Genomic DNA, 21,194 nt, shown 5'->3' on the forward strand with positions numbered 1-21,194 from the left:
CCATCCAGAAGTTTCTTATTCTGCCCATATCCAAATGACAAATCAACTGAATAGGAGGTCTTATGGAAACTGCTCTACTGGATAAACAGCAACTGATGCACAACGCTCAACAAAGTATGCAACAACATTTTCAAGATAAAGACTACACCGATCAACAAAAACTGGCCTTAACTTGCCGTATCTTATTTGATCATGGTCATGATGCTGGGCTTGCAGGGCAAATCACCAGCCGTACGAAGAAAGGTAATACCTTTATTACACAACGTTTTGGTTTAGGCTTTGATGAAATCACTGCCGCCAACTTATTAGAAGTTGATCAAGACCTGAAACCTTTAAATGGCGAAGGCATGGCAAACCCAGCCAACCGTTTCCATACTTGGATTTATAAAGAGCACCCCGAAGTGAATTGTATTATTCACACGCACCCAACGCATGTCGCTGCATTGTCTATGCTGCGTGTGCCACTCGTTATCTCACATATGGATACCTGCGCTTTGTATGAAGATTGCTCTTTCGTAGGAGACTGGCCTGGTGTTCCTGTTGGTAATGAGGAAGGAATCTTTATTTCTGCAGCACTTGGTGAAAATCGTGCTGTTTTATTATCTCATCACGGACAGTTGGTTACAGGGAAAACCATCGAGGAAGCTTGCAATCTCGCCATCTTGATTGAACGTGCGGCACGCTTACAACTTTTGGCAATGGCCGCAGGTCAAATTCAACAGATTCCGCACGAATTAGCCAAAGAAGCCCATGATTGGGTGTCTACAGAAAAACGCAACAAAATCAATTTCGCTTATTACGCTCGTAAAGCTTTGAAAAATCACTCTGATTGCATTAAAGGAGAATAATCATGAAATTAGAAGGTATTATTGCTTACCCAATTACTCCTTTTAAAGCTGAAACACAGGAAGTTGATTTTGATGCGTTGGAGATTACACTAAATGCTCTACTCGAGCATCAATGTGATGCAATTGCACCACTTGGCAGTGCTGGAGAAAGTGCTTATTTATCTTGGCAAGAATGGCAACAAGTCGCTCAAAAAAGTATTGAAGTTGTTAATCATCGTGTACCTGTCATTCTAGGAATTTCTGAACTCACGACTTCAATGGCAATTCAAAAAGCTCAAAAGGCTGAAGAGTTAGGTGCAGATGTAATTATGATCATTCCCGTCTCCTACTGGAAACTGACGGATCAGGAAGTTTATGAGTATTACCAGCAAATTGCAGCAGCGACTAAGCTCCCTATTATGGTCTATAACAACCCTGCAACGAGTGGTTTAGATATGTCACCTGAGCTAATTGTCAAAATGTTTGAAGAGATTGAAAACATTTCTATGGTAAAAGACAGTACAGGTGATATTCAACGTATGCATAGATTCTATGAGCTCACACAAGGGAAATTGCCTTTTTATAATGGCTGTAATCCTTTAGCACTTGAGGCATTTTGTGCTGGTGCTAGTGGTTGGTGTACCGCTGCCCCAAACCTCTTGGGTAAACTACCGAACCAACTCTACCGAGCAGTAAAAGATGGTGATTTAGCTCAGGCACAAAACCTTTTTTATAAGCAACTCCCTTTATTGTGCTTCATCGTGCAAGGTGGTTTACCAAAAACTGTGAAAGCGGGCCTGAATGAACTTGGGTTCAATGTCGGTGACCCTAGAAAACCTTTACAAAAAGCCAGCTTAGCTGAGATAAATCAAATAATAGGTTTTATCAAGCAAGCAACTCAGATTTAACTTTATAGATTACTTTATGCTGTATTTAACTCTATAAAGTTAAGTACAGCATAAAATCAACGTATGCATTTGTTAAGATCAAATATAACCAACAAGCTTTCATCACAATTCTTTTAAGGCTGGTAAATCAGATCGTGCGATTTGATAGGCTTCGTTAGCATCCATACCTAAAGAAATCAAAAGTAATTCTGCAACATCTGACCCGCTATCACGCCAAGTTTTATAACCTTCAAGCACCAAAAAAATTGAGCTCAAAACACTGCCAGCAATCATAGCTATAACAGACATCAATTGTTCTTGTCTAAATTGATACCGACCATTTTCAAGCCCATGAATCACATCGGGTAAGGGTGAATCACTTCCTGTCCATAAGCCCATCATTGATTTTGCACTAAAGGCAAATTTACAAATAAAACGTCCCCAGTCAGGCTCATCATGTGCACGTCTAAGATACATACGTATACCTTGAGCAAGCCGAACTGCATAATCTTCTTCATTTTTAAGGGTTTTAATCACTCTGGCATTCATTTCTGTTGCCAGTAATGTCGCAATATCTTCAAAAAGTGTCTCTGGGTTTAAACCATTATTATAAATTGTACCCCGTGCCACTCCGGCCGCATCGGCAAGCTCACTCACACTAATATTGGTAGAGCCTCTTTCAGCAAAAAGCTTAAGTGCTGCTTTATGAAGTCTTTGTTGAGATGAAGATAATCGCACAGCGTTCCCTTTTTTGAACAACTTATTCAGTTTTGAACAATAATACTTATTATTAAACTATTTTTCTAATTTTATTCAACTGTTGTCACGTTTTCATCTATTGCAATAATGTCAAACAGAATCAAGTTATCTCACCATATTGAATTATTTTCTCAGATCAGAATCAGTTCAACCGATCCTGATCAATATAAACTATCCGTCTTTTCTATTTATTAGGGTAAGGTGATTTCTGTACCATCGTTTGCGAGCGTAATTTCACCATCATAATAGTCACTCATCCCATGCTTAAATAAAATACGGCTAATGAAGTTTTTAGGATCGGGGGTTAAGTGTGTAAGTACCAAATGTTTGACATGATGTTCTTGTGCTACTTTTGCTAAATCAATCGTATCTGCATGATATTCAATCACATGTGTCATTAAATTTGCGTCCTTGTCACGCCCCATTTCTTTAGCAACCTTTGCCGCATCTGCTATTAAATGGCTATTTATGGCTTCATGAACAACAAGATCTGCATTTTCCAAAGCTTTAAAGTATCGTGGGCTAATTTTAGTATCACCACTGATAAAAACTTTTTTCCCTGCATAACTGAGCAAGTAACCGACAGCAGGCTCTACGGGTTCATGTGCAACTTTATAAGCATCAATCGTTACTCCACCCTCATCGTAGACACGGATCGCTTCTTGGGAAGCTGGAATAGAAAACGGCTGAGCGACACCAAATGCAACTTCTGGAGAGCTCACAAAATGTGTATTTCGATAATATGCATCCTGTGCATACACTTGAGCAAATCCATGCATGACTTGATCCACTTTACCTGGTGCATGCACACGTACAGGTTTATCACGCCCCCAAACCCAGCTATGATTAATCAAGGCACCTAGACCATTAAAGTGGTCAGAATGCCAATGCGTAATAAAAATATCTTGTATAGCAGATAACGGAACATAGCTATGCTCTAAATTTCGCATTGCATTTTCACCTGCATCAAATAAAAATAATCGACCACCTGCCGAAACCAGTGTACATGCCTGTCCTCGTGTTCCATATTTCTGAGGTGTACCTGTTCCACAAAGAATGACTCGAATACCATTATTTTTATCCAATAAAGTGTAATCCGTTTTATCCGCAAGTTCTTTACGAATAAATTGTTCTTTCACTTGTTGGCAACTACTCAATAATGTTGCCAATGTTATAACTGCTAAAATCTTAAAATTACGCATAAACGCACTCTTCTTTTATTTTGATCGTCATCAATGACTTAAAGCCTGAATTCATCCACTGAAATGCTTATCGAGTCACATTAATATTTCACCCATTCTGAGCTTTTTTCCCACAGTAAGCGTGCAAGCTGAATATCTTGAGCAGTCCCGGATGATGCTGTGACTTTACAATTGTCATAATACATGCCCGTTTCACCCGATAATTGAGGTTGGGTTGCACAATATAATGTGGTTTGCGCACCCTCTTCTGGGCTGATCATCCAGCGGGAAAGCACTTTCACCATAGGTTTAGGAAGGCTTCGCCAAACATTGGTTGATACCACTCCAGGATGCACAGCATAAGCAGTCACGCCTGTACCGTATAAACGGCGTCCTAACTCTTTCACAAAAAGCACGTTCGCAAGTTTGGCAACAGCATATTCCTTAAGTGCTCCCATACTTTCTGTTGGCCGAATGACGGCATCAAAATCAATACCTTTTGCATGACGATGAGCTTTACTTGATACAACCACGACACGTGCAGGCTTGGATTCGATTAACTTTTCTGTCAATAACTGTGTCAGTAGAAAGTGGCCTACATGACAGACCCCGAAAGTCAGTTCAAACCCTGATTTCGTCATGCCTTTGTGTCCAGCCAACCCCGCATTGCAGATCAATAAATGCAGCGGTAACTTCTTTGCTAAAAACTGTGCAGCGCAAGCGCGAATAGAGTCCAGACTTGCTAAATCTAAAGCGATAAACTCTGCTTTTGCTTGTCCACGACTCTGTTGATCAATTGCATTAATCACTTGTTGTGCTTTGTCTGCATCACGACAGGCTAAAAACACATGATAACCTTGTAACGCCAGCTCCCTTACTGTGACTGCTCCAATCCCTGAGTTTGCACCTGTCACCAGCGCCACTTTGCCATTTAATTTAATTTGGGTCATGCTGTTATCCTGCCTGTTGCTGTTTTAATAGGTCTAAAGCAACATCAACAATCATGTCCTCTTGACCACCCACCATACGACGACGCCCCAATTCGACTAGAATATCAACGGTACTCAACCCATAACGTTGTGCGGCAATTTCTGCATGTCTCAAGAAACTCGAATACACGCCTGCATAGCCCAGTGCCAAAGTTTCACGATCCACACGAACAGGACGATCTTGCAATGGACGAACCAATTCATCGGCAGCATTCATGAGTGTAAAAAGATCAGTTCCATGATTCCAACCCAAACGTTCCGCCGCAGCAATAAACACTTCTAATGGCGCATTGCCTGCGCCTGCGCCCATACCTGCAAGACTTGCATCAATACGGTCACACCCCTCTTCAACAGCAGCAATTGAGTTGGCAACACCAAGACTTAAATTATGATGGGCATGAATACCTGTTTGCGTTTCAGGTTTTAATACAGCTTTCATGGCACGGAATCGATCACGGATATCCTGCATGGTCATCGCACCACCAGAATCGACAACATAGATACATTCAGCACCATAAGATTCCATTAGTTTGCCTTGCTCCGCTAAAGCTTGCGGTGTGGTCAGATGGCTCATCATCAAAAAACCCACCGTATCCATACCCAATTCACGAGCATATTCAATGTGCTGTTTGGAAATATCAGCCTCGGTACAATGTGTTGCCACACGGACAACTCGAGCACCTGCATTGTAAGCATCTTTGAGATCGTGAATCGTGCCGATCCCCGGTAAAATCAGTGTCGCAATTTGAGAATGAGTCAATACATCGGCAGCGGCCTCAATCCATTCCAAATCAGTATGCGCAGCAAAACCATAATTAAAACTTGAGCCTTGTAATCCATCACCGTGGGCAATTTCAATACTGTCTACTTTTGCATTGTCTAAAGCTTTAGCAATCTCTTGCACATTTTGAATTGAATATTGATGGCGAACAGCATGACTCCCATCACGTAAAGTCACATCGGAAATATATAGTTTTTTATCTTGAACATTCATACTCATACTCCAGTTGACTGTTGAAGCGCTTGTGCAATTTTCTCGCCTGTTGCCAATGCTGCCGACGTCATAATGTCCAAATTGCCTGCATAAGCTGGTAAATAATGTGCCGCACCTTCAACTTCTAAAAATACGGAGGTTTTCAAGCCTGAAAATTTCCCTAATCCTGCAATATTTAATGGCGCAGATTCAGGAATAAGCTCGAACTGAACTTTTTGCTTTAAACGATAACCTGCAACATATTGCTGGACTTGGGCAACCATCTGCTCAATCGACTGTTCAACAATAGCTTGATCCACAGCTTCAGACAGCACATAAACCGTATCGCGCATTAATAGAGGTGGTTCGGCTGGATTCAGTACAATAATTGCCTTGCCTTTTGCTGCACCACCGACTGTTTCTAGTGCTTTTGATGTGGTTTCCGTGAATTCATCAATATTTGCGCGTGTACCCGGACCAGCTGATTTACTCGATATAGAAGCAATTATTTCTGCATAATGAACCTGAGTCACTTGAGAAACTGCGGCTACAATGGGAATTGTTGCCTGACCACCACAGGTCACCATATTGACATTGAGTGCCGCAATATTTTTATCCAAATTCACTACAGGTACGCAATAAGGACCAATTGCCGCTGGGGTTAGATCAATTAAACGAATATTTGGCTTATATGCACGAAGTAAAGCTTCATTTTTGACATGTGCACCTGCCGAAGTCGCATCAAAAACGATATTGATCTCTTGAAATTCAGGAAGCTCAATAAGCCCCTGAACGCCTTGTGCTGTAATTGCTACACCCATACGTTTTGCACGAGCCAAACCATCAGACTCTAGGTCGATACCCACCATTGCTGCAATTTCAATATATTGACCATATTTCAACAGTTTGATCATCAAATCACTGCCGATGTTGCCACTTCCTATAATGGCAGCCTTAATTTTATTCATGGCAATTTCTCTTTTAAATGTGTTAAATGCTTATAATTCGGTAAATGAGCTATTCCATAGAACAGGAGAATGAGCCCAATGCACCAATATCAACATGAAGGACATCACCAGCCTGCACATTCACCATTGGTCCTAAGGCTCCAGATAGAATGATTTCACCTGCTTTTAGAGAAATGCCACGTTCAACCATCGTTTTGGCAAGCCACCAAGCCGCACGGAGTGGATGTCCAAGACATGCTGCACCAGAACCTAGGGAGACGACTTCACCATTTTTCTCCATACGCATCGCCAGTTTAGAAAGGTCAAATCTGTCAATCGCAATCGGTTGCTGACCTAGTACAAATAATCCGCATGAAGCATTATCAGCAACGGTATCTTCTAAACTTATTTTCCAATCATGAATTGCACTATCAACAATTTCTAACGCTGGTAAGGCATAGGCAACTTTGATCAGGAATTCCCCCCATGTAGGAACTTTATCCGAAATATCTGCTGCAAGTACAAATGCAATTTCTGCCTCTGCTTTGGGTTGAATTAATTGACTTACTTTGACTGGTTCCCCTTCCAAAACCATCATGTCTTCAAACAAAATACCAAAGTCAGGTTGATCTACGCCGAGTTGTTGCTGTACAGCTTTAGAGGTTAAACCCACTTTTTTCCCGACGATTCGCGCACCTTGATTCAGCTTAAAATCAGTATTTATCTGTGCAACGGCATAAGCTTCATCTAGGCCTTGAATATCATGGGTTACAGACACCTTATCGATGCTCTTACGCTGTTGCCGTGCTTCACGTAATGCTGTCGCTGCAGCAAAAAAACGATCATTTTGTTGTCGTGTCATAGTCTGCTCCTTCGCTAGATTGCTTAGCAGAAGTTATATGTGTATTCGCCTCATTATTTTGAACAACACGCGGTTGGCTACGGACGATCCCTTTTGCATTTACGAGATCAAGTTGCAATTTTAATTGTTGAATGGCGTGATCGAGTTCAGTATTTGCAGTCACAGCAAAGCTAAATTTATCTGGTCTCAATAATGCAACGGGCTGATCTAAGTGACACGCTTTCTTAAACCAATCCACCATGTGCCCATCAATATCTTCAACTTCGACCAAGTCTGAATTAAAGTCACGTATGACATCACCTTGCGGACGGCCAGCAAATGGGTAAAGCGTAATAAATTTACACCCCAATTTTTTAAGGATCTGTTTGCTACTTGCTGATAAATAAACAGTTGGATCGCATGCTAGACCGATTAACGCATAATCTTCACCTGTAAGCTGATCAAGCAAGATTCTTTTGCCCGCTATAGTTCGTACCACGGGTTGTGGAGATAAACACCCTTCAGGACTTAAGCGATGTTTACGCTCCATGCCCAAATAATGCCCTTTGGTATAAACAGGTTTGGGTTTAAAACCACCTTCTTGTGCCCAGTCTTTTAATTTCGGTGTAGATAGAATACTTTTTATCGTAATATCACGAATCGCACTTCCGACAGGACTGGTCATAGATACCAAATCTTTTAATAGCACCGAACCCTTAATCATTGATTTTGCGTGATCACGGCGTTCAGATTCATAACTATCTAAAACCTTTACCCCGGCTTTACCTTCAAGTACTGCACTCAGTTTCCAACCTAAATTAGCAGCATCTCGTACACCTGAACTTGCCCCTTGCCCCATAAATTGAGGTGTCATATGCGCTGCATCACCTGCCAATAGCACACGGCGATCACGCCATTGATTCGCGACTAAAGCATTGAATGTATAAACCAGTTTCCTTTTCACTTCGAATTGGTCAGGGTCTACATATTTAGCAAGCAACATACGAACAGTGTCATCCTGCTCCATATATTCCTTGGTCTGCCCTTTTTTCAGCATAAACTCAAAGCGATGGAAACCATCAGGCTGCACGCAACTGACAACAGGAAGCTCAGGATCAACCACAAAGTTAAAATAAGGGAGATGACGCAAGCCTTTATTCAAATCTTTTTGCTTCAGATCAACCACAAGCCATGGCTCTGGGAAATTTTTACCCGTCATTTCAATACCGAGTTTTGCACGTACCGTACTGCGCCCACCATCTGCTCCGACAAGATAACGTGCTTGAATAGTTTGAATATCCACATCACCCTGAGCCGAAGCTTTAGCATCGGATTCATCACTAAAACGATACACTTGCGTTGCTTGGTGAATGACTGACACCCCGTCTTGATCTTGTTCAAAATTAATCAATTCTCGACCACGAATAATTTTGACATTAGGGTATTTGGTTAAACCATTAGTGAGTGATGTTTCCAGATAGGGCTGGTAAAAGAAATTAACAACTGGCCAACCAAATGGGCGCTTCAGCGGCTTATATAGCGCGATAACAGTACCATCAGGACGAGTCAGCTGTACTGGGGTTTCCAGCAACATATCTTTTTGTAGTTCTTCTGCCATATCGATGGATTGGAAAATTCGCATACATTCATCATCGGTATAAACAGCACGCGCATTTCCATAGAACACTGGCTCACGTTCAAGTACCACAACTCGATGCCCACGCTTACCTAATACATGTGCCAAAACTAAACCAGTAGGACCTAGTCCTGCTATAACAACATCTACATGTTCCGAGTTCAATTGTTTAGACATTTTCATCTTCGCTTATCCTATTTTCAGGGTGCAAAAACCCTAAGGCCATCTTTCGATTACCATTTTTATCTTTGACTGGCTAATTACTAAGGGATATAAATCCAACTAGTCTATGGGTGAGTATTCGTCTTGCCGAAGTGAGGACAGACCTCTAGTTAATTGATCCAAATCATGCATTAATTTATGCGCTTTTGTCGGTGCTTTAGGATGATGTCCCCAGACACTAATGGATGTATGTTTGACAGGTTGCCAACTGGCTTCATCAATTTTAATCGGTGCCCAGCCCAGTTCAATTTCAAATCCTGATGGGCTTGCAACATAGAAAGAAACTTCACGATCATTGGTATGCTGACCGACTTCCCAAGCCACAGGAAAGCCATGATCTTTACAGCGCTGATACGCCATCGTCACATCTTCCAAGTCTAAAACTTGTAGATTCATGTGTTGAATTGCCGTGCGAATTGGATCGAGATGCACACCACGTGTTTCAGCAACTGCTATGGAATGATGACGTTCATTTAATCTTAAAAAAGTAACATCCAAGGTCACGCCATTAATCTTTTGTTCAATGGTATCCGTCAGCCGTGCATCAAAGAATTCTTGCCAAAAACGGATCATCTTTTCAGGTTTTCTAGAAGTGATTGCGACATGCCCCATGCCACTATCAGCAGTGTAAAAACCACTTGCTAACATATTGAGTAGTTGATCGTCTCGAACCTCTTCAATGAAAAGTTCGACTTGAATTCCTTTGGGTCCTTTTAAAGCCCAAAAAGATTTCACGCCTCTATTACCAGCATCCTCAACAGATCCTTGAGTGTATTGAATGCCTCGAAAATCAAAACGCCAAAGTATCTGATCTAAAACCTGCTGATTTTCCACTTGAAAACCAATATGTGTGACATCTTCAGCATCACCACGTTGTACAATAAAACGCCTTTGATAATCATCAATGCGGAAACTCAGTTGCTGTTCAGTCTGTTCAGCCAAATGCAAACCAAGGCACTTCTGCATAAAACAAACCCAATCATCAAATTTCTGCGATTGTGCAATGACATAACCCAGTTTGACCTGACCAAAAATATTTTCAAATTTAAATGTCGACATTTTTCACCTCATCATGCAGGCGTATGCTGTTGCATAAAGCTTGTGGTGATTGCATTAAAGTGCTCAGCACGTTCCCACTGCACCCAATGTCCTGTTTGTGCAAATAAATACACATCGCAATTTTTCATGGTTTTTTGCAATGTTTCAGCACCACTTGGACGATTGACTTTGTCATCTGCTCCCCAAACGACTAAGGTTGGGGTATTACAGCGTTTTAAACGTGGATCTCGGCTAAAATCCATACGAATCGCAGCTTTTAGACTGTTCGGACGTTGTAATGGTGGTGATGCGATGACTTCTGGATCAATGCTGGCTTGATAACGTAACTCTATGAGTTCTTCAGAAACCTGGCTGCCGTCATAAACCAAGTATTCACGAATAAAAGTACGTAACTTTTCACGTGTAGGCCCACCATCGGCGTAATAACTTAAAAGCTGGTTAATCCCTTTTGTAGGTAACCCGCGTGTTGTATTTACTCCGCCCGGTCCCATAAGGACTAAACTCTGAACACGCTCAGGACGGTCTAGCGCCATACGCAAACCACAGGCCCCACCATATGAATTACCCACCACATGTACTTTAGGTATCTCTAATTTGTCGAGTAGACCTAACATCACATCGGCAAGATCACCAAAAGGATCACTGCGCTTCACACCTTTGCTGGATTGCCCATAACCTTGCATGTCTGGAACCAATACACGGAAGTGTTTTGCTAATGCTTCTATATTTCTAGAATAGTTTGAAAGCCCAGTTGCACCAGCACCACCACCATGTAATAGCAATACAGGAAAGCCTTCACCTATTTCACTTAAGAAAATCTTGCGATTATCAAATTCAACAAAGGTACTTTTTAAGCCTTTAATCTCAATTTTCTGACCCATTTCTAGCTCTATTATATGTACAACTTAAAACCATATTGAACAATAGTGTTCAATTTTGCAATAATTATTTTTAATATTTCTTATGTTTTTTAATTGAACTATTTTGCATGTTTTTGTACAGTAGTGTTCAATATATTGAAAGTTGAAGATGCGACATGGCAATCCACATCCTTCGCTTCACCAGAAATGATCAGATTTTTTGGGGAGTTATAGAGAAAAATAAAGTTTACCCTTTATCGCTTACATCAGAATACACAACTACCCAAGCGCTAGTTTCACTTGGTATTCAAGAATTATTGAAAGCAAAAAGTGAAACAGCCCAGTTCTCAATAGATGAAGTGGAAGTGCTCAGTCCAATCACTTCTGATGCCAAAATTATTTGCCAAGGCGCAAATTATCGCCAGCATATGATCGATTCAGGCATGAACCCTGACGATAAAAAATTCAACATGTTCTTTACCAAATCTAGTGCTTCAATTCATAGCCCAACTGGCGTCATTCAAAAGCCAAAGCATGTACAACTATTGGATTATGAAATTGAACTGTGTTTGATCTTAAAAAAAGCTATTCATGAAACAGTAAACGTTACGCAAAACAATTTGCATGAATATGTTGCAGGAATCTGTATGGGGAACGATATTTCAGCCCGTGATATTCAAATCCCACAAACACAGTTTTTTAAAGGTAAAAGTTACCGGACTTTCTGTCCTTTAGGACCTGTGCTGTGTCTGCTTGAAGCAGAGGAAATGCATTATTTAGACGATCTCAAACTAACACTGAAAGTAAACCAGCAGGTTCGACAGCAAGATTCCACAGCAAATATGGTGTTCAAACCCACCGAAACGCTCACAGAAATGTCTGAAATTATTAATTTCGAAGCAGGCGATGTGATTATGACTGGCACACCTTCTGGCTGTGCGCTTTCTTTACCTGCACCATGGCTCGTTAAAGCAACGGGGCTCCTACCTGAGCAAAAAAAATGGCAGCTATTTATTCAAAAGCAAAAAAACAATGGACGTTACTTAAATCATGGTGACACCCTTGAACTCATGATTCAAAGCTCAGATGGAAAAGTCCATCTTGGTCAACAATCCCACCACATCCAAGATTTATAGAAAGAGTAAGTTATGCAAAATTTTAATATTGATGTACATCATCACCTCATTCCGCCCGCTTTTTTGAAGGTGATGGAAAAATATAACATCACTGAAGTTGCGGGTGCCCCTTTACCGCCATGGAATGCCGAACGTTCTTTAGAAGCCATGGACTTAATTGGAACCCAGACTGCCATCACCTCTCTATCTGCCCCAGGGGTTTATTTTGGAGATTTACAAGAAGCCTGTGATTTAGCGCGTGCATGTAATGAGTTTTCTGCTGAAATTAAGCAAAAGTATATGGGACGCTTCGGTTCATTCGCTGTTCTACCGATGCCTTTTACATCTGAATCATGTCGTGAAGCTGAATATGCTTTAGATATTTTGAAAGCTGAAGGTATTGTTCTATTAGGCAGCACGCAAGGCATTTTCTTAGGCGATGACTCCTTAGATGAACTGATGCAAGTGTTAAACCAACGCCATGCTACTGTCTTCGTTCACCCGAACATGCATCAAACCAGTGAAGAATTACAGCTCAACACACCCGGTTTTATTCTTGAGTTTTTATGTGATACCACACGTGCAGCAGTCAATTTGATTACGACAGGTGTCATTGAAAAATATCCAAACATCAACTGGATATTGGCACATGCAGGAGGTTTCTTACCTTATGTTGCATGGCGAGTATCTTTGTGCAATCTGATGCCTGAACTGACTGAAAAAACCCCTCAAGGATTTTTACATTATATTCAGCGCTTTTATTTCGATACGGCACTCTCACCTTCCCCATATGCAATGGCTGCATTAAAACAGCTCGTCGACCCATCTCATATTTTATTTGGTAGCGACTTTCCATTTGCGCCGAAACAGCTCTCTATTTTGCAAAAGCAAAATCTTGATGAGCTCGCTGTATTTACAGATGAAGAAAGGCAAAACCTGCTTCGCGCCAACTCATTAGCACTCTTTCCACATTTACGCATAGATGAAGATCAAAGCATCCCTGAACTACGACAGTATTCAACCGTTTCGATGGGGACACAATTTAAGCGCAGTATGGCTAAACCTTTACTTTATATGGCTGAAAGAATGCGCAAACGCTAAAACCCAGAATTTATGGAGATATATCGCGAAAGGAAAAATGCATCAACAAAAAAAATTATCGATGTAACTCGATGAATAGGAAATCAAAAACTCAAACAAATCCAGAGTAAGGAATACTCTGACAAGGAATAATCATGAATCACAAGTTTTTAATGTCGACCCTCGCTATGTGTATGCTAAACACGACTGCATATGCAGCTGGTTTAGATCGATCAGGTCAACTCATTACTCCATTTCTACAGGATGGCAATTATTTTGAAGCAGCTATGTATGTGGTTGACCCAGATGTTTCAGGCAAAGTTCGACCTCATAAAGCACCTCCAAATACCGATCTTTCTACTGGAGAAATCGCCAAAGATGATCAGTTTTATAGTGCCGCACTCAAATTACAACTGACACCAAATTTTTCATTTGGATTACTTTATGACCAGCCCTATAGTGCTTCAGCAGAATATCCAACCATGCAAAATGGCGCTTTCAGCTCTGTAAAAGGAAATACTGCAGCTGAGGTTGATTCTCAAAACTTATCGTTAATATTAGGCTATCAACCCAATAAAAATTGGAATTTGTATGCAGGCCCTGTTTATCAAACTTTAGAAGGAGATGTGAGTATTCAAGGTACTTCTAGCATTGCTTCTGGATATAAAGTTTCTATCAGTGAAGATCATGCCTTAGGATGGATGGCTGGTGTTGCCTATCAAATTCCAGAAATAGCTTTAAAAGCGGCCGTTACTTATCGGTCTGAAATCACACACAAAGGTCATGCAAATGAAGAGTTTTCATTACCTTTTAGTAATCTAGTACCCTTAGTTGGTGAAGGTGAATCATCTGTAACTACACCTGAATCAGTAAATCTCGATTTTCAAACAGGTGTTAGTCCTAGAACGTTATTGTTTGCAAATGTGCGCTGGGTGAACTGGAGTGACTTTTATGTCAGACCTTACCAGTTTGGTAAAATTACATCACTCGTAACCACAAATATGTTTGGCTATCCAGACGGAGTCAACTTAACTGATTACTCCAAGGATCAATATTCAGCGAATGTTGGTTTGGGACACAAATTAACGGATAAGTGGTCTGGTGTAGTCTACGGCGGATGGGATAGCGGTGCTGGAAATCCCACCTCAACTTTAGGTCCAGTTGAAGGTTATTGGGCGGCAGGTTTAGGATTGCAATACAACCCGACACCTCAATACTTTATTGCAGGTGGTTTTAAATACGTATGGTTAGGTGATGCAACAGCACACTCTGCAACGCATTCTATCCCAGGTTTTGAAGAAGCCTCTAAAGTCGCTGACTTTAAAGATAATACAGCTGTCGGTTATATGATGAAAATTGGATATAAATTTTAGTATCTGATTGAACTTACCGCTCTTAATTTTAATATTCTACATCCTGTTTTGCCCAAAGCGCTCATTGTTGGCTTCGGCAAAACAGGATTTTTATTCTCTAACTCATCAGATGAGATGTCCTTAGCAATTTATAAGTATTTCGCAAGGCACCAACTCTTAAACCATCTGTCCGCCGCTCTTCCATTTTATGCGATACGGACAGCTAGATATTTAGCTCAGCCAATACTTGAAAAGGTATCAACCCTAAATAATGACTTCATACAATTCATTTCATTATTATTTAATAAAAGCTTATTTATCTAAGATTCCCTGCTATAAATAAGCCTTAAAGAGTTACATTTCAAATCAATGATGTAGCATGATATAAACCTGTAGTTCACCCACTAAGAACCCTAAAATACCGCCTAAGATAATCAGAATTTTTTCATCTTGTTGAAAAACAGGTCTTAGTAAACCTTCGAATTGCTCTAAAGTCATTAGCTTCATTTTGCTGGATAGCTCATTTTTTATATCAAGCTGGCTCGCTAAGAGTGGTTCAATATGCTGAGTCATCTCTGGGAGCTGTCCTATCATTTTTTGTGTAATCTGTTTTTTCATTTCAATATAATTTTGACTGCCCATGCTATACACCAAAACAGGACGTAAATAGCCAGCTTGTTCATCTATCATTTCTTCAATATAACGATGCACTAAATTAAATAATCGGTCAGATGCTGGACCCGAAATGATTGCATCAACAAGATTAGGTACTGTCAGTACCTCTTCCGCAATGAGTTGCGCATGGATCTCACAAACTTCTAATCGGCGTTTAAGAAAAAGACCTTGCCACGACCATACGCCAAAAAACTTTTTTTCTTCTAATGGTCTAAAAACCATTTTTAAAGCCAGCCAATCAGAAAAGAACCCAACAAAACCACCAAATAGAGGCATAACCCATGGTGAATGAGTCAGCGCCCATGTGATTGCTTGTACAACACCAATTATAAATCCAAAATAAATACCTGTTCGACGAATAAAAACGAACTCTTCTCGCCCCGTTTCTTTAAAAATTTTAATAATGACACGTTTGTCTGTCGTTAAGGCTTTAACAATCATATCCTTCAAGTCAAAAACCGTTTCAAGGTTTTCTCCAAGCTCAGTGACAATACGATGACTCAGTGTTGGAACTTGCTGCTGAACTCTCAGTGTCAATTTGGTCTTGACTGCTTTAGGCAGAACTTGCCATAAACTTGGATAATAGGTCGAGACAATCTCTTCTGTCATATTTTCAACTGCTTTTGAAAGTGGTTTTTCCAACTCACTTAACAACACTCGATGATCTAGACGTTCCCAGATTTCTTGTGGCTTAATTAAATTTTTAGTTAAAGTTTCACAGGCAATGTTGGCCATATATTCGGCTTTTCTTGGCACAATGCCTTGCCAACCCAAATAGGGCTTAATACCGATAAACTTTATGGGACTAAACATCATTTTGATGGCAAGTAACTTTGTTATATAGCCAATTGCTGCTGCAACAAGTGGCATCGCGCAATATAACAACCAATTTTCTTGTATATCTAGAAGTATATTTGTGAACATTTTTGACACGCATAATTGAACAATATTGTTCAATTTTACACATTAAAAACAATATTTATTTATGATATGAAAACCGGCTAGTCATGAACAAACAAAAGGGTGCATTAAGCACCCTTTCATAAATTTCAGTTAGGCGAAAAAGACAATTATTCGATACGTATCCATGTCTGACTTCTTCCTAGCTGTGAAATTCCTACATACCCTCTTAGATTAAGACGTCTATTATTCTTCGATAGTTTAATTTTGCTTTTATAAGTTTCCCCTGAAACGGGATCTAGAATTTTTCCATTAATATATTCATTTTCTTTTTGAGGGTTTATGACAAAACCCGAAAGAATTTGCATCCCCACAACTTTAGCATCTTTTAATTTTCCCTTACACTTAAAGCAAGTCTCATGAAATGGCTCTGATTGATTTAATTGGGGGTAAATCTTTTCGACCTTTCCTGCATATGTTTGATCTGCATTTTTATAAATGCGCACCACTGCTCGTGCAACACCGCTCTTATCATCAATAGTATTCCATTTTCCAATAATCCCATCCTCTGCATATGCATTGGAAATTAGAACAATACAAAACAAAAAAGCGACATAAATATTTGTAAACATTTGGCTTATTAGCTCCTTATTCATTATTTCAATATAAAAGACAACCTAAAAAATCCATTTTTTCCAAGTATTTCTAAAACACATCAATTTTAAACACATTTGTTCAATGTTGATCAAATATTTTCAATTTAAATTGTAAATTAATCTGTGTATTTCACTTTTAAGTCCAGTGCTGGAAAGACGAAAGCCTGTTCATTGACCTAACAAAAAAGAGGACTCTTGTCCTCTTATCATTAAAAATTAAATTTCCGATTTTTTTCGGTTCACTTTTCCAAGCTTCACTAATTTATAAGAGAACAGATATTATTAACTACATTAATCGGCAACCAGTAAACTCTACTTCTCAAAAAACAGTTTAATTCACCTTTTTAGTAAATTTTACAAATAAATTTAGTAGGCAAATGGTAGGCTGAAAACATTAAAAAGTAGGCAAAAATGAAGAAGTAGGCATATGGTAGGCAAATTATTTATACTTCTGAACAATGTGGTATTGTTTCATAGACTTTAGTATTTTATTGTTTAAATACAAATATTTATTTTACTTTTCCATACATTTACACACTGTTTAATATTGTCTCATCTCGCCAAAAACAAGATTTCCCTCAGAACTCATCGGGTTCAGGGTAACGACACATGCAGCGGCATCTTCGGAGTACTTTATTTAGTTAAAAATAATAATTACATACATCGCTAATATTCTTTAATTTTTTATTTTTCAAGTTTATCGTTTTCATCTTGTCTCCGAGCTACAGAACAAAATGATTATTGAATATCTCTTTAAATAACGCTTTTATTGGACTATTAAATCTTTATCGAACCATCTTTCGACTTCATTTGTCCATAAAACTAAGCTAACCAGCCCTCAATTTTTAAGAGTTTCCAAATGAAAAACCTGACTTAGCTGAATGCTGCATCAGGTTCATTCACATGATTTAATTTTTTAGCAAATCGATCCAATAATATGCTCTGCGTGACAGGTCACTCCCTGCTGAGCTATCAACTGAATTACCCCGCTTTCATGTGCAAGTACAGGGACTTCCATTTTCATGGCTTCCATAATCGCCACCACTTGCCCCTCTACTACCTGCTCCCCGTTTTCTACTTTCCAAGCGCTAATTACGCCATTGATTGGTGCAAGTAAGTGTTCAGTACTCACTGCTGTTTCTGTAGCTGGTTGGTCTTGTGACGTCATTGTAGGGTTTTGTGCAAACATGCCTGCAGGTAAGCCTAAACGGTGTAATTTCCCATCAATTTCAATATAGCTGAGTAACATCGGCTGTTGATGATTCGGAATACTGCGTTTCGTTGGCTTTAAGTCCTGTTTAAAATCATTTTCAATCCAACGAGTATGGACATTAAATGTGTCGGTAAAATCAGTTTCATTTAATACTGCACGGTGAAAGTCTAAAACCGACGCAACCCCTTCAATTTTAAATTGCTTCAGCGCACGTTTAGCTCGGGCAATCGCAACCTCACGGGTTGGGCCTGTGATAATCAGTTTTGCCATAAGCGAATCAAAATGACTCGACACCAAAGAACCAGTACGAACACCTGTGTCTACGCGTACGCCCTGGCCAAATGGTGCTTCAAATAAACTCAATACACCAAATGCAGGAATAAAGCCACGAGCAGGGTCTTCAGCATTGATACGAAACTCAATGGCATGCCCCTGCGCTTTCGGGGTTTCTTTGATTGAAAGTTCATGGCCTTGAGCCACGCGAATTTGCTCAACCACCAAATCGACTTTGGCCGTTTCTTCCGTGACAGGATGTTCCACCTGCAAGCGGGTATTTACTTCTAAAAATGAAAGCTTTCCATCACGGCTTAGCAAATATTCAACGGTACCCGCACCGACATAGTTGGCTGCCTGACAGATATTTTTGGCTGAAGTTAAAATTTCTTCATAAATTGCATCGCTGATAAAAGGCGCTGGGGCTTCTTCAACCAACTTCTGATTACGACGCTGTAGTGAACAATCACGTGTACCTAAAACCACTACATTGCCATGTTGATCGGCAATCACTTGCGCTTCGACATGGCGAGGTTGATCTAAGTATTGCTCAACAAAACACTCACCGCGGCCAAAAGCGGCTTGTGCTTCACGTACAGCCGAATCATACAGCTCTTTTACATCTTCTAGTTTCCAAACGACTTTTAAACCGCGACCGCCACCGCCAAATGCGGCTTTAATCGCAATAGGTAAACCAAACTGCTTTGCAAACTCGAGTGCTTCATCAGCATTATTTAGAGGGTCTTGTGTGCCTTGAACTAAAGGTGCGCCCACTGAAGCGGCTATCTTACGTGCTTCAATTTTATCACCCAACTTTTCAATGGCGCTAGGTGACGGCCCGACCCACTTTAAGCCTGCATCAATTACGGCCTGTGCAAATTCAGCACGTTCAGATAAAAAACCATAACCTGGATGCACCATGGTCGCCTTGGATTTTTTAGCAACCTCAAGAATGGCTGGAATATTTAAATAAGTTTCACGTGCCGTTGCACCCGCCAAACCCCATGCTTCATCCGCCAGTTCGACATGCATACTGTTCATATCGTCATCAGCATATAAAGCAATCGATGAAATACCCATATCACGGCAAGCATGAATAATACGAACGGCAATTTCACCACGGTTTGCAATTAATAATTTTTCAGTAGTCATCATTCATTCTCAAAATCTGTAAATTCGGTCATTTTTTTAAATTTGATTTGGCACCCTGCTGGAATCTGTGCCACCAAATCCCAATGGTGCTTTGCCACAGCCGCAATGACGGGGTAGCCACCAGTTAAAGGATGGTCATTCATAAACAGTACAGGTTGACCACTGGGTGGAATCTGTAAGGCACCAATACAAGTTCCCTCACTTTCCAACTCATGGGTAATTTTGCGCTGCAACGGCTGCTCACCTGAAAGCCTCAGTCCAACCCGATTACTTTCATTGGTCACAAGCCAAGCTTGCTGACATAAGCGCTCAATGCTCTCTACTTCGAACCAATCCGTTCGCGGTCCCATTACAATGTCGAGCTCTACTACATCGCCGACTTTGGGCAAGTGTAACTTCGCAATTTCGGTATTACTGATATTTGAAACTTCAACCTGTCCTTGATTAACCGTATCCCCCATTTTTAGAGGTTCTGGTCCTAATACAGCCAAACTATCAAATGAGGCGCTATTCAGCACAGGCTGTACGTCGATACCACCACGAATCGCCAGATAATTTCTTAGCCCTGCCGTCGGTGCTTGAATCTGAAATTCATCACCTTCATCAAGGGCAATCGCTTGATAACTCTCAAAGTCAGCCTTTTGGCCATCACTAAATTTCACGTGGATGTTTGAAATTGCTCCCGTAACCGCAATGACTGCGGACTGATGCATTTTGGCTTTCAAACCACCATTTAAAATTTCAATCACAGGCGTCGGAGTTGGGTTACCGACAATTCGATTTGCACTGTGCATCGCCGATACATCCATCGCCCCTGCAACACCAACCCCAATCTTGGTCTGGTTAAAACGCCCTTCATCTTGAATCAGCATCTGTAGGCTCGGTGCAGTTACCGTAAACAAAGGCATGGATTGTTTGGGCTCAACTGTACGAGTGACTTGCTGTGCTACGCTAACCGTGGTCGGTTGATGTGTGACATCTTCAAAATGTACCGTCATCCCCGGTAACAATAGCGCTGGATTTTTACGCTCTAGATCCCACATTTTTTCAGCAGTCGTACCGATCAACTGCCAGCCCCCCGGACTGTCTTTCGGGTAAATCCCTGAATATTGTCCTGCCAGTCCCAAAGAACCCGACGGTATTTTTTTACGTGGCACAGCTAAACGCGGAATATCTGTAAAAGGTCGATCGGGACTGCTCATATAAGCAAAGCCCGGTGCAAAGCCAATAAAAGCCACATTCCAAACACTTTGACGATGCTTCAAAATCACATCAGCAATGGAAAGCCCTTGTAACGCTGCAACCTGAGCAAGATCTTCGCCCGTATAGCAGATAGGAATAATCAGCTCTTGGACATTGCGCTCAACGCCTGAACCGATTTTTAGAGTCTGAATCGAAGCAACCAGTGTTTTAAAGGTGGTCTCGATTTCATTAAAAAATACCAAAATCGTTTTTGCAGCAGGGACTAAGTCTTTAATTCCATTCAATTGCATCGTGTGCAATTTATTGTACAACGCCAATGTTTCCTCTAGGCTGTCGAGCTCTATGAGAAAACAATCCGCGTTTACCGATAAAAAACGCATGTGCCTATCCTTTT

The 21,194-nt window shown here is 40.6% G+C and carries 18 protein-coding genes; 5 read left to right on the forward strand and 13 right to left on the reverse strand.

Going from position 1 to position 21,194, the window contains the following annotated elements:
• Positions 1-62: 62 nt before the first annotated feature.
• Both PTT44_RS10290 and PTT44_RS10295 read left to right on the forward strand, forming a co-directional pair.
• Positions 63-848, forward strand: a complete 786-nt coding sequence (locus PTT44_RS10290; protein WP_168159139.1) for an aldolase — start codon at positions 63-65, stop codon at positions 846-848.
• Between the two features lie 2 nt (positions 849-850).
• Positions 851-1,735, forward strand: coding sequence for a dihydrodipicolinate synthase family protein (locus PTT44_RS10295; RefSeq protein WP_168159140.1), 885 nt, complete (start codon positions 851-853; stop codon positions 1,733-1,735).
• Positions 1,736-1,837: 102 nt separating this feature from the next.
• Here the strand turns inward: PTT44_RS10295 and PTT44_RS10300 are convergent, their stop codons facing one another.
• The 9 genes from PTT44_RS10300 to PTT44_RS10340 all read right to left on the reverse strand — a co-directional run bounded on the left by PTT44_RS10300 (position 1,838) and on the right by PTT44_RS10340 (position 11,202).
• Positions 1,838-2,452, reverse strand: a complete 615-nt coding sequence (locus PTT44_RS10300; protein WP_168159141.1) for a TetR/AcrR family transcriptional regulator — start codon at positions 2,450-2,452, stop codon at positions 1,838-1,840.
• A gap of 212 nt (positions 2,453-2,664) precedes the next feature.
• Positions 2,665-3,675 carry an MBL fold metallo-hydrolase gene (locus PTT44_RS10305; RefSeq protein WP_168159142.1) on the reverse strand — a complete coding sequence of 337 codons (1,011 nt, stop codon included), beginning with the start codon at positions 3,673-3,675 and terminating at the stop codon, positions 2,665-2,667.
• Positions 3,676-3,755: 80 nt separating this feature from the next.
• Positions 3,756-4,604, reverse strand: a complete 849-nt coding sequence (locus PTT44_RS10310) for an SDR family oxidoreductase (protein WP_168159143.1) — start codon at positions 4,602-4,604, stop codon at positions 3,756-3,758.
• 4 nt (positions 4,605-4,608) lie between these two features.
• Positions 4,609-5,637, reverse strand: a complete 1,029-nt coding sequence (dmpG, locus tag PTT44_RS10315) for a 4-hydroxy-2-oxovalerate aldolase (RefSeq protein WP_252726137.1) — start codon at positions 5,635-5,637, stop codon at positions 4,609-4,611.
• Between the two features lie 2 nt (positions 5,638-5,639).
• Positions 5,640-6,584: an acetaldehyde dehydrogenase (acetylating) gene (locus tag PTT44_RS10320; protein WP_168159145.1), complete on the reverse strand. Its 945-nt coding sequence runs from the start codon at positions 6,582-6,584 to the stop codon at positions 5,640-5,642.
• A gap of 49 nt (positions 6,585-6,633) precedes the next feature.
• Entirely contained in the window at positions 6,634-7,425 is a 792-nt protein-coding gene (locus tag PTT44_RS10325) for a 2-keto-4-pentenoate hydratase (RefSeq protein WP_168159146.1), read from the reverse strand.
• Positions 7,406-9,223: a bifunctional 3-(3-hydroxy-phenyl)propionate/3-hydroxycinnamic acid hydroxylase MhpA gene (gene mhpA, locus PTT44_RS10330; protein ID WP_168159147.1), complete on the reverse strand. Its 1,818-nt coding sequence runs from the start codon at positions 9,221-9,223 to the stop codon at positions 7,406-7,408. The genes PTT44_RS10325 and mhpA overlap by 20 nt, the downstream gene beginning before the upstream one ends.
• Positions 9,224-9,322: 99 nt before the next feature.
• The gene (locus PTT44_RS10335; protein ID WP_168159148.1) at positions 9,323-10,321 is read right to left on the reverse strand and encodes a VOC family protein; all 999 of its coding nucleotides are present in this window, start codon (positions 10,319-10,321) and stop codon (positions 9,323-9,325) included.
• Positions 10,322-10,332: 11 nt separating this feature from the next.
• Positions 10,333-11,202 (reverse strand): alpha/beta fold hydrolase, encoded by an 870-nt coding sequence (locus tag PTT44_RS10340; RefSeq protein WP_168159149.1) that lies wholly within the window; start codon positions 11,200-11,202, stop codon positions 10,333-10,335.
• Between the two features lie 155 nt (positions 11,203-11,357).
• Between PTT44_RS10340 and PTT44_RS10345 the strand changes: the two genes are divergently transcribed.
• From PTT44_RS10345 to PTT44_RS10355, 3 genes are all read left to right on the forward strand, one after another.
• Positions 11,358-12,317, forward strand: coding sequence for a fumarylacetoacetate hydrolase family protein (locus tag PTT44_RS10345; protein ID WP_168159150.1), 960 nt, complete (start codon positions 11,358-11,360; stop codon positions 12,315-12,317).
• Between the two features lie 12 nt (positions 12,318-12,329).
• Entirely contained in the window at positions 12,330-13,397 is a 1,068-nt protein-coding gene (locus PTT44_RS10350) for an amidohydrolase family protein (protein WP_168159151.1), read from the forward strand.
• A gap of 134 nt (positions 13,398-13,531) precedes the next feature.
• Positions 13,532-14,749, forward strand: coding sequence for an OmpP1/FadL family transporter (locus tag PTT44_RS10355; protein ID WP_168159152.1), 1,218 nt, complete (start codon positions 13,532-13,534; stop codon positions 14,747-14,749).
• 345 nt (positions 14,750-15,094) lie between these two features.
• Here the strand turns inward: PTT44_RS10355 and PTT44_RS10360 are convergent, their stop codons facing one another.
• From PTT44_RS10360 to PTT44_RS10375, 4 genes are all read right to left on the reverse strand, one after another.
• Positions 15,095-16,360, reverse strand: a complete 1,266-nt coding sequence (locus PTT44_RS10360; protein WP_168159153.1) for a DUF445 domain-containing protein — start codon at positions 16,358-16,360, stop codon at positions 15,095-15,097.
• 113 nt (positions 16,361-16,473) lie between these two features.
• Positions 16,474-16,935 (reverse strand): DUF2147 domain-containing protein, encoded by a 462-nt coding sequence (locus PTT44_RS10365; RefSeq protein WP_168159154.1) that lies wholly within the window; start codon positions 16,933-16,935, stop codon positions 16,474-16,476.
• A gap of 940 nt (positions 16,936-17,875) precedes the next feature.
• A complete protein-coding gene (locus tag PTT44_RS10370; RefSeq protein ID WP_168159186.1) occupies positions 17,876-19,597 on the reverse strand; it encodes an acetyl/propionyl/methylcrotonyl-CoA carboxylase subunit alpha in 1,722 nt (573 codons plus the stop codon).
• A complete protein-coding gene (locus PTT44_RS10375; protein WP_168159155.1) occupies positions 19,597-21,180 on the reverse strand; it encodes an urea amidolyase family protein in 1,584 nt (527 codons plus the stop codon). The genes PTT44_RS10370 and PTT44_RS10375 overlap by 1 nt, the downstream gene beginning before the upstream one ends.
• Positions 21,181-21,194: the final 14 nt, after the last annotated feature.

This window comes from Acinetobacter sp. Gutcm_16 (assembly GCF_028649355.1).
Taxonomy (GTDB): domain Bacteria; phylum Pseudomonadota; class Gammaproteobacteria; order Pseudomonadales; family Moraxellaceae; genus Acinetobacter; species Acinetobacter johnsonii.